This window comes from Leptothrix sp. (in: b-proteobacteria), from assembly GCF_965250675.1.
Taxonomy (GTDB): domain Bacteria; phylum Pseudomonadota; class Gammaproteobacteria; order Burkholderiales; family Burkholderiaceae_C; genus Sphaerotilus.
The window spans coordinates 22,633-38,479 of record NZ_CBDFPH010000007.1 but is presented as its reverse complement, the minus strand read 5'-3'; the positions used below and the strand labels follow the sequence as shown (position 1 = coordinate 38,479).

Annotated in this window: 13 protein-coding genes; 4 read left to right on the top strand and 9 right to left on the bottom strand. The window is 67.3% G+C overall.

Annotated features, from left to right (window positions below):
- Positions 1-14 precede the first annotated feature (14 nt).
- Positions 15-728, top strand: a complete 714-nt coding sequence (locus AC5IG3_RS08925) for a Spy/CpxP family protein refolding chaperone (RefSeq protein ID WP_491905945.1) — start codon at positions 15-17, stop codon at positions 726-728.
- 123 nt (positions 729-851) lie between these two features.
- Here AC5IG3_RS08925 and AC5IG3_RS08920 read toward each other — a convergent pair whose 3' ends face one another.
- The 3 genes from AC5IG3_RS08920 to AC5IG3_RS08910 form a co-directional block, all read right to left on the bottom strand.
- On the bottom strand, positions 852-2,402 hold the full coding sequence (locus AC5IG3_RS08920) for a DEAD/DEAH box helicase (RefSeq protein WP_491905944.1): 1,551 nt from the start codon (positions 2,400-2,402) through the stop codon (positions 852-854).
- Positions 2,403-2,787: 385 nt separating this feature from the next.
- Positions 2,788-3,744, bottom strand: coding sequence for a Tim44 domain-containing protein (locus tag AC5IG3_RS08915; RefSeq protein WP_491905943.1), 957 nt, complete (start codon positions 3,742-3,744; stop codon positions 2,788-2,790).
- 139 nt (positions 3,745-3,883) lie between these two features.
- Complete coding sequence (locus tag AC5IG3_RS08910) at positions 3,884-4,111, bottom strand: RNA-binding S4 domain-containing protein (RefSeq protein WP_491905942.1); 228 nt, start codon at positions 4,109-4,111, stop codon at positions 3,884-3,886.
- Positions 4,112-4,211: 100 nt separating this feature from the next.
- On the opposite strand from AC5IG3_RS08910, the gene AC5IG3_RS08905 reads away from it, so the two are divergent.
- Positions 4,212-5,291 (top strand): 3-deoxy-7-phosphoheptulonate synthase, encoded by a 1,080-nt coding sequence (locus AC5IG3_RS08905; RefSeq protein WP_491905941.1) that lies wholly within the window; start codon positions 4,212-4,214, stop codon positions 5,289-5,291.
- Between the two features lie 72 nt (positions 5,292-5,363).
- Here the strand turns inward: AC5IG3_RS08905 and AC5IG3_RS08900 are convergent, their stop codons facing one another.
- The 6 genes from AC5IG3_RS08900 to dapC all read right to left on the bottom strand — a co-directional run bounded on the left by AC5IG3_RS08900 (position 5,364) and on the right by dapC (position 11,056).
- Positions 5,364-5,558 carry a hypothetical protein gene (locus tag AC5IG3_RS08900; protein WP_491905940.1) on the bottom strand — a complete coding sequence of 65 codons (195 nt, stop codon included), beginning with the start codon at positions 5,556-5,558 and terminating at the stop codon, positions 5,364-5,366.
- 66 nt (positions 5,559-5,624) lie between these two features.
- Entirely contained in the window at positions 5,625-6,506 is an 882-nt protein-coding gene (gene prmB, locus AC5IG3_RS08895; protein ID WP_491905939.1) for a 50S ribosomal protein L3 N(5)-glutamine methyltransferase, read from the bottom strand.
- The gene (dapE, locus tag AC5IG3_RS08890) at positions 6,503-7,651 is read right to left on the bottom strand and encodes a succinyl-diaminopimelate desuccinylase (RefSeq protein WP_491905938.1); all 1,149 of its coding nucleotides are present in this window, start codon (positions 7,649-7,651) and stop codon (positions 6,503-6,505) included. Before dapE ends, prmB begins: the two co-directional genes overlap by 4 nt.
- Before the next feature lie 60 nt (positions 7,652-7,711).
- Positions 7,712-8,950, bottom strand: a complete 1,239-nt coding sequence (locus AC5IG3_RS08885; protein WP_491905937.1) for a PilT/PilU family type 4a pilus ATPase — start codon at positions 8,948-8,950, stop codon at positions 7,712-7,714.
- Between the two features lie 46 nt (positions 8,951-8,996).
- Complete coding sequence (dapD, locus tag AC5IG3_RS08880; protein ID WP_491905936.1) at positions 8,997-9,821, bottom strand: 2,3,4,5-tetrahydropyridine-2,6-dicarboxylate N-succinyltransferase; 825 nt, start codon at positions 9,819-9,821, stop codon at positions 8,997-8,999.
- 11 nt (positions 9,822-9,832) lie between these two features.
- Complete coding sequence (gene dapC, locus AC5IG3_RS08875) at positions 9,833-11,056, bottom strand: succinyldiaminopimelate transaminase (RefSeq protein ID WP_491905935.1); 1,224 nt, start codon at positions 11,054-11,056, stop codon at positions 9,833-9,835.
- Positions 11,057-11,162: 106 nt separating this feature from the next.
- On the opposite strand from dapC, the gene smc reads away from it, so the two are divergent.
- Positions 11,163-14,675, top strand: coding sequence for a chromosome segregation protein SMC (smc, locus tag AC5IG3_RS08870; RefSeq protein ID WP_491905934.1), 3,513 nt, complete (start codon positions 11,163-11,165; stop codon positions 14,673-14,675).
- A gap of 31 nt (positions 14,676-14,706) precedes the next feature.
- Positions 14,707-15,843 carry a cell division protein FtsZ gene (locus AC5IG3_RS08865; protein WP_491905933.1) on the top strand — a complete coding sequence of 379 codons (1,137 nt, stop codon included), beginning with the start codon at positions 14,707-14,709 and terminating at the stop codon, positions 15,841-15,843.
- Positions 15,844-15,847: the final 4 nt, after the last annotated feature.

Below are 15,847 nucleotides of genomic sequence, written 5' to 3'. Positions count from 1 at the left end.
GTACGGACTTCAAGTTGCGCCGCCGTCCGGAAAACAAACTCAACAAACCTCTATGCCAGCGCAAACACCGCGCCGGCTCGCGTCGGCATGATCAGGTCATCGTCAACGCGGGTTTCGGCCCGCATCTCTCCAGAAGGAATCAGGACATGAAAAACTCAAGCAAACGTGGCGTCATGGGGCGCATGGGTCTGGTGGTCAGCGCCGGCTTGCTGGCTCTGACCGTGACGGCCTGCGGCCATCAGCCCATGGCCGGTGCGATGGAAAGCATGGGCATGGGCGGCGGCAAGGACGGTGCCGGCATGATGGGTGGTCATCATGGTCGGTCCATGAGTGACGCCGATCAGGCCAAGCACCGCACGCGCATGATGGAGCGTGCGACCAAGGAACTGCAGTTGGACGACGCACAGCAGAAGCGGCTGGGCGTGCTGCTCGACAAGATGCAGGCCCGTCGCCAGGCCATGATGGCCTCGGCTGGCGGCAAGTCACCGCACGCGCAAATGCAGGAAAAAGCGCAGGCGGTCATTGCTGGCGACAAGTTCGACCGCGCCGCTGCGCAAGCACTGGTTGATGCACGAAGCCAGTCCATGAAGGCTGACAGTGGTGAGATCATCACCGCAGCGGGTGATTTCTTCGATAGCCTCAAGCCCGAGCAGCAGGTCAAGGTGCGCGATTTTCTGAAGCGCAGCGGCCCTGGCGGCATGCATCACGGTCGTGGCATGCGTGACTGATGGTTTGATGTTCTTTCGCGCATAAAAAAGGGTGATGCCTCGCGGCACCACCCTTTTTCTTGTCTGCCCTTCAACGCGTTTTCAACGCATCAAGGGGCTGTTTTCTGGCTGATCGGGAATCGATCAACGGCCACCGCTGCGCGGAGCGCGCGGTGCCGGACGGCCTGCGCCGCCGAAGCCATGCGACGGGCCGCTGCGCGGGCCGCCACGGTCATCGCCACGCAGGCCTTGGCTGCTGCGCGGAGCACCAAAGTCGCCACGCGGTGCGGCAGGGCGTTGACCACCACCGAAACCGCCGCCGCCGAAGCCGCCTTCACGCGGGCCACCGAAGTTGCCTTCGCGATGACCGCCGCCGAAGCCGCCTTCACGAGCGCCGCCGAAGTTGCCTTCACGGCCACCACGCGGGCCGCCACGGAAGCCGCCACCGAAACCGGCGCCGCCACCGCGATGGGGCGGACGACCACCTTCGCGCATCGGGCCGCGGTTGTTGGACATGTCAGGCGCGGGGCGCTGCGGCTCCAGGCCTTCGATGATGCCGACCGGGATGTTCTGGGTCGTGAACTGCTGGATGCGGCGGATCATGCCCACGTCGCGGCGCTCGGCCAGCGTGATGGCACGGCCCGAGCGGCCAGCACGGCCGGTACGGCCAATGCGGTGGACATAGTCCTCGGCCTTCATCGGCAGACCGAAGTTGATGACGTGGCTGATCGTGGGCACGTCGATGCCGCGTGCGGCCACATCGGTGGCCACGAGGATCTTCAGCTCGCCACTGCGCAGCGCCATCAGCGTGCGGGTGCGACGGCCTTGCGGCATGCCGCCATGCAGCGGAGCCACGGCATGGCCGATGTCGTACAGGCGGGCAGCCAGTTCGTCAGCGTCGCGCTGCGTGCTGGTGAAGATCACCGCTTGCTGCATTTCGCGTTCGGTCAGGATGTGCTCAAGCAGCGCGGCCTTGTGGTCGATGCTGTCGGCCCACAGGAGCTGCTGCTCGATGTTGGCGTGCGTGTCGGTGTGGTTGGCCACTTCGATGCGCTGGGCGCTGTCCTTCAGGATCTGGTCGGCCAGACGGCCCACTTGACCGGCGAAGGTGGCGCTGAGCATCAGTGTCTGGCGGTTCTCAGGCAGCGACTTGGCGATGTGCTCGATGTCTTCGATGAAGCCCATGTCGAGCATGCGGTCAGCTTCGTCCAGCACCAGCATTTCGACCTGGTTCAGGATGGCCTTGCCGCTGCCGATGTGGTCGATCAGGCGACCCGGCGTGGCGATCAGGATGTCCAGCGGTGCGCGCAGGGCCGACAGCTGGGCGCCGTAAGGTACGCCACCGACGACAGTCGCCACACGCAGGCCGGAGACGTGACGACCGTAGGTCGACGCAGCCTTGGAAACTTGCAGGGCCAGTTCGCGTGTCGGCGTCAGGATCAGGACGCGCGGGCCATAGACCTGGCCTTTTGCACGACGCTTTTCCGGGTCAAGACGGGCGGCCAACACACGCTCCAGTGCCGGCAACACGAAGGCGGCGGTCTTGCCGCTGCCGGTGTTGGAGCAGACGCGCAGGTCGAAGCCTTGCAGCGCGGGGGTGATGGTCTGGGCCTGAACTTCCGTCGGGTTTTCGTAGCCGGCGTCTTGCAGGGATTTGAGGAGGACTTCGTTGAGGCCTAGGGTTTCGAAACTCATGATTTTCTGATCTTTCTCGGCGCCTGAACCAACAGGCACGCAGCAGGTGCGAGCAACTCGGAATGAGTGGCAACGCAAGGCAGGCTCGCGAATCGCTCAGGCGTCATCCGTTAACGCGCGGCGCTCGTAGCACATCAGGGTAGGGGTAGCCCGCCCGGGTCGAACAGCATCGCCGCCGACCGTGCCTGCAGCCCTGCAGGCCAGACCATGAGGTTGGCTGCCGGAGGATGAGGGGAAACAGAAAGTCAGAGGGGACGTACGAAACAGAACCGCCCCGTTTCAGGGGCGGTTCACTACGTAGTGTAGCGCAGGTTTTGGTTTTTGGTGCATTGCAACACCGGGTTTGCCGCTATTGCAGACTTTATCCAACAGCGGCAAACCGATCTCAGTGCGACTGCTGGATACCGGCAATTGCCCAGGTGCGGCTACCGTCGCGGGGCTGAACCAGATGCCAGATTTCATCAAACGCTTCAGCGGGCGCGCCGACTTGTTCGCGAATCATGCCGTGGTAGCGCACGCTGACGACGTCACGGTCGGTTTCGCGCACCAGGTCAAGCACCTGGCACTGCACGTCCACCACATCGGTCTGCTGCGTCTTGGTGCCGCGCTCTTGCAAGTCCAGACGGATATTGGCGAACAGTTCCGGCGTCGTGAAGTTACGCAGGTCCGTCAGGTCACCAGCGTCGTTGGCTGCTTGCAGGCGGATGAAGATCATCTTGGCGATGCGCTCGAAGCCGGCCACATCGAAGTCAGCAGGCAGCACTGGCGCTGCAGGAACCGATGACTGCATGTTCGCGTTGCCTTGCGTTTTGCCCATGCCGAAGCTGTTGGCCAGGCTCTCGAAGCTGTTTGCAGCGCTGCTGGGCATCGCATTGCGCTGCGTCGTGGTGTTCTGGGCGGGCCAGGACACGTCAGCGGGATGGGTATTTGCAGCGCCTGTCCCGGCACCTGCAAAAGCGGGCTGATTGGTGCTCGCACGCCCCTTGTTGCCAAATCGGCGCATCAACCAGCCGATGGCGACCACCGCAACCACGGCCAGCAAAGCCATCATCAGGAAATTGCCGAATGCTTCACCCATGCCGAGGTGGCTCATCAGCGCGGCAATGCCAAGACCAGCGGCCAGACCGGCGATAGGCCCCATCCACGAACGCTTGCCCGCGGGCTGTGCCGCCGCAACCGGTGCTGCGGCAGGCGCGGCCTGCTGGCTTTGTGTCGGTTTGGCGGGCGTTCCTGCGGGTGCCGGGCTTGCAGGCATGCTGCGCTGCATGCCAGACGAGTTGCCACCGCCCAAGCGCTTGGCCTCTGCGATCTGAGGCGCTTGCACCATCAGTACGGCCACCATGCAGGCGCCGAGCAACCAGTTCTTCGTTGTCATGTCGTTTTGTCTAGAGTTGAGGCTGCCCGAGGGCAACGAGGGTTGGATGCATGGCGGATCGGCCCATGCACCCAGTTCGATCAGTGTGAGGCTGCGGCACCAGAATTCAAGAACTGACTTCCGACCGGACCCGGATGCGGGTGCCTGCGACGCTCACCACCTGACCGGCTCTGACTTTACAAGTTTTACGCAATTCCTGCTGGCCGTTGACCTGCACTTTGCCGTCGGCTACCAGCATCTTGGCTGCGCCGCCGCTCTCAGCCATGCCGGTGGCCTTGAGTAGGGCGTCCAGCGGGATGAAGTCGCCGCGCAGGTCGAAGTCGATGAGATTCATGAGGTCTTTCAAGTCTGTTGCGACACCAATTGTCCGCTGCCGACGCTGAAATAATCAGCCGCGATACTGACCTGCGAAACGATGAAAGCCCGCACACCCCATGAACACCCTCGACACCACCCGCGTTGACGACGTCCGCATCGGCGCGGTCCGCCCGCTGATCTCGCCCGCCGTGCTGCTGGACGAACTGCCGCTGCCCGACGCGGCGCAGGCGCTGATCGAGCGCTCGCGCGCCGAACTCTCCGCCGTGCTGGCCGGGCGCGACGACCGGCTGATCGCCGTGGTCGGCCCGTGCTCCATCCACGACCACGACCAGGCGCTGGCCTACGCCTGCCTGCTGCAACAGGCGCAGCAGCGCCTGCAGGGCGACCTGCTGATCGTCATGCGCGTGTACTTCGAGAAGCCGCGCACCACGGTCGGCTGGAAGGGCTACATCAACGATCCACGTCTGGACGGCAGCTTCCGCATCAACGAAGGTCTGCGCCGTGCGCGTGAATTGCTGTTGGACGTGGCCGCGCTCGGCCTGCCGGCGGGCAGCGAATTCCTGGACCTGCTCAGTCCGCAGTACGTGGCCGATCTGGTCAGCTGGGGCGCCATCGGCGCGCGCACGACCGAGAGCCAGAGCCACCGCCAGCTCGCCTCGGGCCTGAGCTGCCCGGTCGGCTTCAAGAACGGCACCGACGGTGGCGTCAAGGTCGCGGCCGACGCCATCGTCGCCGCCAGCGCCAGCCACGCCTTCATGGGCATGACCAAGATGGGCCAGGCCGCCATCTTCGAGACCCGCGGCAACGCCGACTGCCACATCATCCTGCGCGGCGGCAAGCAGCCCAACTACAGCGCGGCCGACGTCGACGCCACCTGCGCTGCGCTGCAGGCCAACGGCTTGCGCCCGCAGGTGATGATCGATTTCTCGCACGCCAACGCGAGCAAGCAGCACGAGCGCCAGATCGAGGTCTGCCACGATGTGGCCGCGCAGATTGCTGCTGGCGATCAACGCATCACTGGCGTGATGATCGAGAGTCACCTGGAGGCCGGTCGCCAGGACCAGCAGCCCGGCCAGCCGCTGCGCCATGGCGTGTCGATCACCGACGCCTGCCTGGGCTGGACCGACACGCAGGCGCTGCTCGATGAACTGGCGGCAGCGGTGCGCCAGCGCCGCGAGATCAAGCGCAACGCTTGAAAAGCCGCCGCTGAAAAGCAAAAAACCGCGCCGATGGGCGCGGTTTTTCAGGCCAGAAAGCAGATCGAAGGATCAGGCGCTCGGCGCGTCAGGCGCACCACTGGGCGTGCCGTCCTGCTGGTCAGGGTTGGCGTTGCCTTCGGCGCCTTCCGGCGCATCGCTGCTGCCGTCCGGACGTTGCTGCTTGCGCTGGCGTTTTTCTTCGGTCTTGCGCTTCTTGGCCAGCTCGCGCTGACGTTTTTCGTAGGAATAGTTGGGCGTCGCCAAATGGGGCTCCTGAGGTGCGTTGACTGGTGTTTCAGGGCGTGAGGATAAGCGATCGAGCCGGCAGGCTCAGACCATCAGCCCGTCGCGCGGCAGCAGCAGGACCTGGTCGCCGCCCGCGCTGGTCTCCAGCCAGATCGGATGCAGGTCCGGGAAGGCGGCGCTGAAATGCTCGCGCTCGTTGCCAATCTCCAGCACCAGCACGCCGTTCTCGGTCAATTGGGCCGGCGCGTCGCGCAGCAGCTTGCGGATGAAATCCATGCCGTCGCTGCCGCCGGCCAGCGCCATTTCGGGCTCTGCCAGGTACTCGGCGGGCAGCTTGGCCATCGACTGCGCGTTGACGTAGGGCGGGTTGCACAGGATCAGGTCGTAGGGGCCGCGCACCTGGCTCAGGCCGTCGCTGTGCAGCAGGTGCACGCGCTCGCTCAGGCCGTGGCGCTGCAGGTTGATGCGCGCCACTTCCAGCGCGTCGTTCGACAGGTCGGCCGCGTCGACGCTGATGTCCGGATACGCCATGGCCGCCAGCACAGCCAGGCTGCCGTTGCCGGTGCACAGGTCGAGCACGCGGTGCGTGTCCTCGCTCAGCCAGGCGTCGAGCATGGCGCCCATCTGCGGGTCGGCCAGCAGTTCGGCAATGAAGGAGCGCGGCACGATGCAGCGTTCATCGACGTAGAACGGCACGCCCTGCAGCCAGGCCTCGTGCGTGAGGTAGGCGGCGGGCTTGCGGCTGCGGATGCGCTCGTCGATCACCGCCTGCACCAGCGCGATGCGCTCGTCGCTGACGGCGGAGTCGGCCACCTCGTCGAGCGCGTCGACCGGCAGGTCCAGGCGCCACAAGGTCAGCCAGGCCGCTTCATCGCGGGCGTTGGTGGTGCCGTGGCCATAGCTGACGCCAGCGGCGTCGAGCCGGGCGGCCATGTCCTGCACCAGTTGCATCACGGTCGTGCTCATCGGATGAGGGCCTCCAGCGTACGCAGATAGATGTCCTTGAGGGGGCCGAGCGTGCTCAGCGCACAGCACTCATTGACTTTGTGGATGGTGGCATTGATCGGCCCGAACTCCACCACCTGCGGGCAGATGCGGGCGATGAAGCGGCCGTCCGACGTGCCGCCGGTGGTCGACAGCTCGGTCGTCACGCCGGTCACCTCGGCGATGGCGCCGCTCAAGGCGGTGGTCAGGCTGCCCGGCTCGGTCAGGAAGGGCAGGCCGCTGATGCTCCAGGCCACGCTGTACTCCAGCCCGTGGCGCTGCAGCACCGCGTCGACCTGTGCCTGCAGGCCGGCGGGCGTCGATTCGGTCGAGAAGCGGAAGTTGAAGTCCACCACCAGCTCGCCCGGGATCACGTTGCTGGCGCCCGTGCCGGCGTGGAGGTTCGAGATCTGCCAGCTGGTGGGCGGAAAGTGGGCGTTGCCCTCGTCCCAGCGCAGCGCAGCCAGCTCGGCCAGCGCCGGCGCAGCCTGGTGGATCGGGTTGCGCGCCAGGTGCGGGTAGGCGATGTGACCCTGGATGCCGCGCACCACCAGCCGCCCGGACATGGAGCCGCGCCGGCCGTTCTTGATCATGTCGCCCAGCTGTTCGACCGAGGTCGGCTCGCCGACGATGCAGGCGTCCAGCCGCTCGCCGCGCGCTTGCAGCCACTCGCAGACCTTGACGGTGCCATCGATGGCCGGGCCTTCCTCGTCGCTGGTGAGCAGAAACGCCAAACTGCCCCGGTGCGTGGGTTGCGCGGCGGCAAATTCTTCAGCCGCAACCACCATGGCCGCCAGCGAGGTCTTCATGTCCGCCGCGCCCCGGCCGTAGATCAGGCCGTCGCGGTGGCTGGGCACGAAGGGGTCGCTGTGCCACTGGTCGAGCGGGCCGGTGGGCACCACGTCGGTGTGGCCGGCAAAGACCAGCGTCGGGCTGGAACCGTCGTGATGACCGGTGCCTCGGCGGATCGCCCACAGGTTCTCGATGCCGCCAAACGGCAGGTGATAGATCTCGAAGCCGCAGGCGGCCAGCCGCGCGGCGATCAGCGCCTGGCAGCCAGCGTCGTCGGGCGTGACCGAGCGCCGGGCGATCAGGTCTTCAAGCAGGTTCAGGGTGGGTAGATGCATGGCAGTCGGGACGAAAGCCGCGCACTGGGCACGCGGCTTCGCCCCTGATACAAAGTGGATTCAGTTGCGCGGGCCGGTGCCGGGTACGGGGCGCAGCACCGGATTGCGGCCGCCGGTCTTGGCGCTGGCGCCGGTGTTGTTGGCGTTGTGCACGTCGAGCGTGATTTCGGTGAACGAGGGGCCGGCTTCGGCTTCGGGCTCGACCTCAGCTGCCGGACGCTGGCTCGGGTCCTGCTCGTTCTGCAGGCGCCAGAGCAGGTTGGTGGGCGAGTCGGCGTGGGTCAGGCCCTCGTCGCGCGTGACCAGGCCGGCGCCGATCAGGCGGGCCAGATCGGCCTCGAAGGTCTGTGAGCCATCGGCAATCGAGCGGCCCATGGCCTCCTTGACGCCGGTGAAGTTGCCCTGCTCGATCAACTCGGCAATCAGCTGGGTGTTGAGCAGGATCTCGCACGCCGGCACGCGCCCGCCATGGGTCGAGCGCAGAAGGCGCTGCGACACGATGGCGCGCAGGCCGGAGGCCAGGTCCGACAGCAGCGCCGGGCGCGACTCCGGCGTGTAGAACGACAGGATGCGGTTGAGCGCGTGGTAGCTGTTGTTGGCGTGCAGCGTCGACAGCACCAGGTGGCCCGAGAGCGCGTAGGACAGCGCCGCGCTCATGGTCTCGCGGTCGCGGATCTCGCCGATGAAGATGCAGTCCGGCGCCTGGCGCATGGCGTTCTTCAGGCCGATCTGCAGCGATTGAACGTCGCGTCCGACCTCGCGCTGGTTCACCACCGACTTGAAGTTGGTGAACAGGAACTCGATCGGATCCTCGATGGTCAGGATGTGCCCGGCCATCTGCTGGTTGCGGTGCTGGATCATCGACGCCAGCGTCGTGCTCTTGCCGGTGCCCGTGGCGCCGGCCACCAGCACCAGGCCGCGCCGTGCCAGCGCCAGCGTGTTGAGGCTCTCGGGCAGGCAGAGCGTCTCCAGCGCCGGGATCTCGGTCGGCATGCAGCGGAACACCGCTGCCACCGTGCCGCGCTGCTTGAAGGCCGACAGGCGGTAGGTCGCCACGCCCGCCACCTGCAGGCCGACATTGAGCTCGCCGGTCTCGTCGAGCTCTTCGAGCTGGCTGGGCGTGAGCATCTCGGCCAGCAGCTGGCGCGTCTGGTTGGGCGCGAGCGCCTCCTGCGTCAGCTGCAGGATCTGGCCGTGGATCTTGATCAGCACCGGCATGTTGGCCGACAGGAACACGTCGGAAGCCCGTTTCTCGGACATCACGCGCAGGATGCGCTCAAGGTTGTTGGTGGCTGCCATCCTGCGATTGTGGTGGGTGCGGATCAGTCGACGCGGCCGGGCGGCTTCAGTCGCGCAGCAGTTCGTTGATGCTGGTCTTGGAGCGCGTCTGCGCGTCGACCTTCTTGACGATCACGGCGCAGTAGAGGCTGTACTTGCCGTCGGCCGAAGGCAGGTTGCCGCTGACCACCACCGAGCCGGCGGGGATGCGGCCGTAGGACACTTCGCCGGTGGCGCGGTCATAGATGCGGGTGCTCTGGCCGATGTAGACGCCCATGCTGATGACCGAGTTCTCTTCAACGATCACGCCTTCGACGATCTCCGAGCGGGCGCCGATGAAGCAGTTGTCCTCGATGATGGTCGGATTCGCCTGCATCGGCTCCAGCACGCCGCCGATGCCGACGCCGCCCGACAGGTGCACGTTCTTGCCGATCTGTGCGCACGAACCCACGGCGGCCCAGGTGTCGACCATCGTGCCTTCGTCGACGTAGGCGCCGATGTTGACGTACGACGGCATCAGGATCGCGCCCTTGGCAACAAAACTGCCGCGACGCGCCACCGCCGGCGGCACCACGCGCACGCCGGTGGCGCGCAGTTCGGCGTCGCTCATGCCGGCGAACTTGGTCGGCACCTTGTCGAAGAAGGTCAGGTCGCCGCTGCCTTGCACCACGTTGTCGTTGAGGCGGAAGCTCAGCAGCACGGCCTTCTTGATCCACTGGTTGACCTGCCACTGGCCCACGCCCTGGCGCTCGGCCACGCGGATGCGCCCGGCGTCGAGTTCGCCGATGACGTGGGCGACAGCCTCGCGTACTTCAGCCGGGGCGGAAGCGATGGACAGGTTGGCGCGGTCTTCCCACGCGGCTTCGATCAGGGTCTGCAATGGAATGGACATGGTGATTTTCTTTATGAGGGAGTGTGTTCGGTAATGAAGCGGGCGATGCGGTGGGCGGCTTCGAGGCATTCTTCGACGCCCGCCACCAGCGCCATGCGGATGCGGCCGGCGCCGGGGTTGACGCCGTGCGCCTCGCGCGCCAGGTAGCTGCCGGGCAGCACCACGACATTGTATTGAGCGAGCAACTGGCGCGAGAACTCGGTGTCCGAGCCGCCGCAGATGTGCGCCGGCACCTTCGCCCACAGGTAGAAACCGGCGTCCGGCAGCGCCACGTCCATCACCTCGGCCAGCACCGGCGTGACCTGGGCGAACTTCTGGCGATACAGGTTGCGGTTGTCGACCACGTGCGCCTCGTCGTCCCACGCCGCCGCGCTGGCAGCCTGCACCGGCAGGGCCATGGCGCTGCCGTGGTAAGTACGGTAGAGCAGGAAGGCCTTCATGATCTCGGCGTCGCCGGCCACGAAGCCCGAGCGCAGGCCCGGCACGTTGCTGCGCTTGGACAGGCTGGTCATCAGCACCAGCCGCTTGAAGTCGTGCCGGCCGAGCTTGACTGCCGCTTCCAGCCCGCCCAGCGGTGCGTCGTCACGGAAGTAGATCTCGGAGTAACACTCGTCCGCAGCGATCACGAAGCCGTACTTGTCCGACAGCGCAAACAGCGCCGCCCACTCTTCGAGCGGCATGACGGCGCCGGTCGGGTTGCCGGGCGAGCAGACGTAGAGCAGCTGGCAGCGCGCCCAGGTGGCCTCATCAATTTGCGACCAGTCGGGCGCGAAGTTGCGTGCCGGGTCGCTGTTGGCAAACACCGGCGTGGCGCCGCCCAGGTAGGCCGCGCCTTCGTAGATTTGGTAGAACGGATTCGGGCAGACCACCACCGGGCCGCCGGCGTCCAGGTGCTGGGTCGGATCGAGCACTGTCTGCGCCAGCGCGAACAGCGCCTCGCGCGTGCCGTTGACGGGCAGCACCTGCGTGGCGGCATCCACGCTGACGCCGTAGCGCCGCTGCAGCCAGCCGGCGCACGACTGGCGCAGGCTCAGCTCGCCGGCAGTGGCCGGATAGCCGGCCAGGCCATCGAGCGAGGCGCTCAGGCGGTCTTTCAGGAACTGCGGCGTGGCGTGCTTGGGCTCGCCGATGCCGAGGCTGATGGGCCGCAGGGCCGGGTTGGGGGTGACGCCGGCATGCAGGGCGCGCAGGCGCTCGAAGGGGTACGGCTGCAGCCGCTGGAGCAGGGGATTCATGGGCCAGCATTATCAGCGCAGCCCGGCCGCCGCTCGGCCCTGATCCGGCCGCTATCATTTGTGTCCCCGCCTGCCGGCCTTTCCTGCCTGCCCTGGCGGTTTTTTTATGCGTCTGAACTCCATCAAGCTCTCGGGCTTCAAGTCCTTTGCCGACCCGACCCATTTCCAGCTGCCGGGCCAGCTGGTCGGCGTGGTCGGGCCCAACGGCTGCGGCAAATCCAACATCATGGACGCGGTGCGCTGGGTGCTGGGCGAGAGCAAGGCCAGCGAGCTGCGCGGCGAGTCGATGCAGGACGTCATCTTCAACGGCAGCGGCAACCGCAAGCCGGCCAGCCGCTCCAGCGTCGAGCTGATCTTCGACAACGCCAGCGCCCGTGCCGGTGGCCAGTGGAACCAGTTCACCGAGATTGCCGTCAAGCGCGTGCTGACGCGCGATGGCACCAGCAGCTACTACATCAACAACCAGCCGGTGCGCCGGCGCGACGTGCAGGATGTGTTTCTCGGCACCGGCCTGGGGCCGCGCGCCTACGCCATCATCGGCCAGGGCACCATCAGCCGCATCATCGAAAGCCGCCCGGAAGAGCTGCGCCTGTTCCTGGAGGAGGCCGCCGGCGTTTCCAAGTACAAGGAACGCCGCCGCGAGACCGAAAACCGCATCCGCGACACGCGCGAGAACCTGACCCGCGTCGACGACATCCTGCGTGAACTCAACAGCAACCTCGAACGCCTGGAAGCGCAGGCCGAGGTGGCGCAGCGCTTTCGCGGCCTGCAGCAGGCCGGCACGCTCAAGCTGCAACAGCTGTGGTTCCTGAAGCACCGCGACGCCAGCAGCGAGCAGGATCGCGTCCGCGAGGCAGTGCTCACGGCCACCAACGCGCTGGAGGCGCGCCTGGCCGAGCTGCGTCAGGTCGAGGCCGAACTCGACGAAGTGCGCCAGCAGCACTACGCCGCCAACGACGAACTGCACACCGCGCAGGGCGGCCTGGCCGAGGCGGCGATGCAGGTCAGCCGGCTGGAAGAGCGCATCCGCCACGTCATCGAAGCCCGCCGCCGCGCCGAGCAGCGGCTGGCAGAGATCAGCGCCCAGAACACGCAGTGGGCCGCCCGCCGCGATGAGGCGCTGACGGAGCAGGACACCCTTGCCGAGCAGATCGCCACGGCCGAAGAGCACAGCGAGGTGCTGGCCGCCCAGTCCGAAGAACAGGCCCTGGCGCTGCCCGCCGCCGAAGAAAAGCTGCAGGCCACCCAGCAGCGCGCCAACCAGCAGCGCAGCCGTGCGGCCGAAGTGCAGCAGCAGATCCAGCTGCTGGCGGCGGCGTCGCGCAACCTCGATGAGCGCGCCCGCGAGTTGAACCAGCGCCACGATCGCCTGAGCGCCGAGAAGCGCCAGCTCGTCATGCCCGACGAGGCGCGGCTGGCCGACATGCGCGAGCAGCTCGCCCAGGCCGACGAGATCCAGGCCATCGCGGCCGAACTGCTGACCGAGCTGGCCGAGCAGGTGCCCGCGCTCGACGACGCCCGCCGCCAGCAGCAGGCGCTGGTCAACAGCGAATCGGCCCGCCAGGCCGACGTGAGCGCGCGGCTGGAAGCGCTGCGCGCGCTGCAGGACAAAGTCCAGACCGAAGGCAAGCTCAAGCCCTGGCTGGCGCGGCACGGGCTGGAAGGCCTACAAGGTTTGTGGACGCGCATCCACATCGAGCCCGGCTGGGAAACCGCGCTGGAAGCGGTGCTGCGCGAGCGGCTGGCGGCGCTGGAGGTCAGCCGGGTCGAGTCCGTGCGCGCCTTCGAGCTGGATGCGCCGCCCGCCAAGCTGGCCTTCTACACGCTGCCGCAAGGCGCGCTGGTCAACCGCCACCAGACGCTGCCGCGCCTGACCGATCTGCTGCGGCTGGCCGACGCCGGCCTGAAGGCGCTGCTCAACGACTGGCTCGAAGGCGTCTACACCGCCACCAGCCTGGAAGAAGCGCTGGCCCAGCGCAGCCGCCTGACGCACGGCGAGATCATCCTGACCCCCGCCGGCCACGCCGTCAGCCAGTTTGCGGTGAGCTTTCATGCGCCGGACAGTGAGCAGGCCGGCATGCTGGCGCGCGCCCAGGAGATCGAAAACCTCGAGCGTCAGAGCCGCGCCCAGAGCCTGCTGGCCGACGACGCCCGCAGCGCATTGGTACGCGCTGAAGCCGCCTACACCGACGCCAGCCAGCGCCTGGCTGGCGCGCGGCGCGACGCCGATCAGGCGCAGACGCGCGCGCACCAGTTGCAGGTCGAGGTGCTGCGGCTGTCGCAACTCTCGGCCCAGGCCAGCCAGCGGCGCGGTCAGCTCGACGCCGAATTGGCCGAGATCAACATCCAGCTCGAAGACCTGGAAGAGCGCCGCATGACCGGCGAGGCGCGCTTCGAGGAACTCGACATCGCCCTCGGCACCGAGCAGGAACTGCACGCCGAGCTGGAAGAACAGGTGATCGAGGCCGAGCGCCGCCTGGCCGACGCCCGCGAGCAACTGCGCCGGCTGGAGCGCAGCGCGCAGGAGGCGCAGTTCAGCGCCCGCGCGCTGTCCGCCCGGCGCGGCGAGTTGCAGCGCGCGCTGGAAACGGCGGCGCAGCAGCTGGCCGTCAACCAGCGCACGGCCGCGCAGCTGCAGGAAGAGCTCACCCGCAGCGACGACACCGCCGCTGAAGGCGGCCTGCAGGAAGCGCTGGCGCTGCGCCTGGAACGTGAAGCGACGCTGGCCGCTGCGCGCAGCCGCTATGACGAACTGGCCGCACAACTCAAGCGCGCTGATGAGCAGCGCCTGGCCTTCGAGCGCAGCCTGCAGCCGCTGCGCGACGAGATCACGCGCCTGCAGCTCGAACAACAGGCCGCACAGCTGGGTGGCGCGCAGTACATGGAGCAGCTGCAGGCGGCCGAGGTCGATCTGATCGCGCTGGCGGCAGGCATCGAGGCCGACAGCGTCAAGCTCTACGGTTTGCAGACCGAGATCGACCGCATCAACCGCGAGATGGCCGCGCTCGGCGCCGTCAACCTGGCCGCGCTCGATGAACTGGGCAGCGCCCGCGAGCGCAAGACCTTCCTGGACGCGCAGAACGACGACCTGACGCGCGCCATGACCACGCTCGAAGACGCCATCCGCAAGATCGACCTGGAAACCCGCGACCTGCTCAAAGGCACCTTCGACCGCGTCAACGAAGGCTTCGGCCAGATGTTCCCGACGCTGTTCGGCGGTGGCCAGGCCCGGCTGGTCATCACCGGCGACGAGATCCTGGATTCCGGTGTGCAGGTCATGGCCCAGCCGCCGGGCAAGAAGAACAGCACCATCCACCTGCTCTCGGGCGGCGAGAAGGCGCTCACGGCCATCGCGCTGGTGTTTGCGATCTTCCTGCTCAACCCGGCGCCGTTCTGCCTGCTGGATGAGGTCGACGCGCCGCTGGACGACGCCAACACCGAGCGTTATGCCAAGCTGGTGCGGCAGATGTCGGCCGGCACGCAGTTCCTGTTCATCAGCCACAACAAGATCGCGATGGAAATGGCCGAACAACTCATCGGCGTGACCATGCAGGAGCAGGGCGTTTCGCGCATCGTGGCGGTTGACATGGAGGCAGCGCTCTCCATGGCTGAGGCATGATGCGGGCCTTGTTCAAACACGCGCGCTGGCGATGAATTCTCTGCAGCTTTGGTTGGCCGTTCTGGGGGGGCTGGTGCTGGCCGGCGTGGTCGGTCATGGGGTATGGCAGACCCGCCGTGCCGCAGGTCGCGTGATGCGTAACAACCCCCAGCCGACACGCGAGCCGTCCACGCCGGCCGAGCCCGCCTCAGGCCGTGAATTCGGCCAGGAGCCGAGCTTCGAGGACACGCCGCCCGCGACCGACATGGCCGCTGCCCGCTTCCGCGTCGACGAGGTCGAAGCGCAGAGCGCCCTGGGCCACCAGCCCGAGGTCACGCTGGTGCTGCCGCCGCGCCGCCATGTGGTGGTGCAGCGCATTGACGCACTGATCGACGGCATCGCCACCCTGACGCCCGAGACGCCGGTGGCCGGCGAAACCGTGCTGGCGCACCTGCCACCCACGCGCCGCGCTGGTGGCAAGCCCTTCCTGATCGAGGCCCGCAACGCGCTGACCCACGAATGGGAAACCCCCAGCGCCGAGGCCTGGTACAACGAATTCCAGGCCGGCGTGCAGCTTGCCAACCGGCTGGGGCCAATCAACGAGATCGAGTTCTCGGAGTTTGTCCAGAAGGTGCAGGTCTTTGCCGACGCCATGAGCGCGGCGGCTGATTTCCCTGACATGCTGGATGTGGTCGCCCGTGGCCGCGAGCTGGATGCCTTCGCCAGTGAGCAGGACACCCTGCTGGCCATGCGCCTGAGCACGCGCAGCAACCCCTGGCCGGTGACCTGGGTGACGCAGCACGCTGCCCGCCACGGCTTCGTGGCTGGCGCCACGCCCGGCCGGCTGGTGCTGCCCGGGCGCGAAGAGGGCGCCCCGCCCATGCTGTCGCTGCAGTTCGACGCCCAGGCCGCGCTGGCGGACGACCCCAAGGACGCCCGCGTCAGCGAAATCGCCCTGGTGTTCGACGTGCCACAGACGCCCGGCTTCGAGGACCCCTTCAACGCCTGGTGCGCCGCCGGCCACGCGCTGGCCATGTCGCTGGACGCGCATGTCTTCGACGATCAGGGCCGCAGCCTGTCGCCCGACGACTTCCCCGCCATACGCGATGAACTGCGCGGCCGCTACCAGCGGCTGGCCGACCGTGAGTTGGCCGCAGGATCGGCCGCGGCGCGGCGGCTGTTCAGCTGAAATT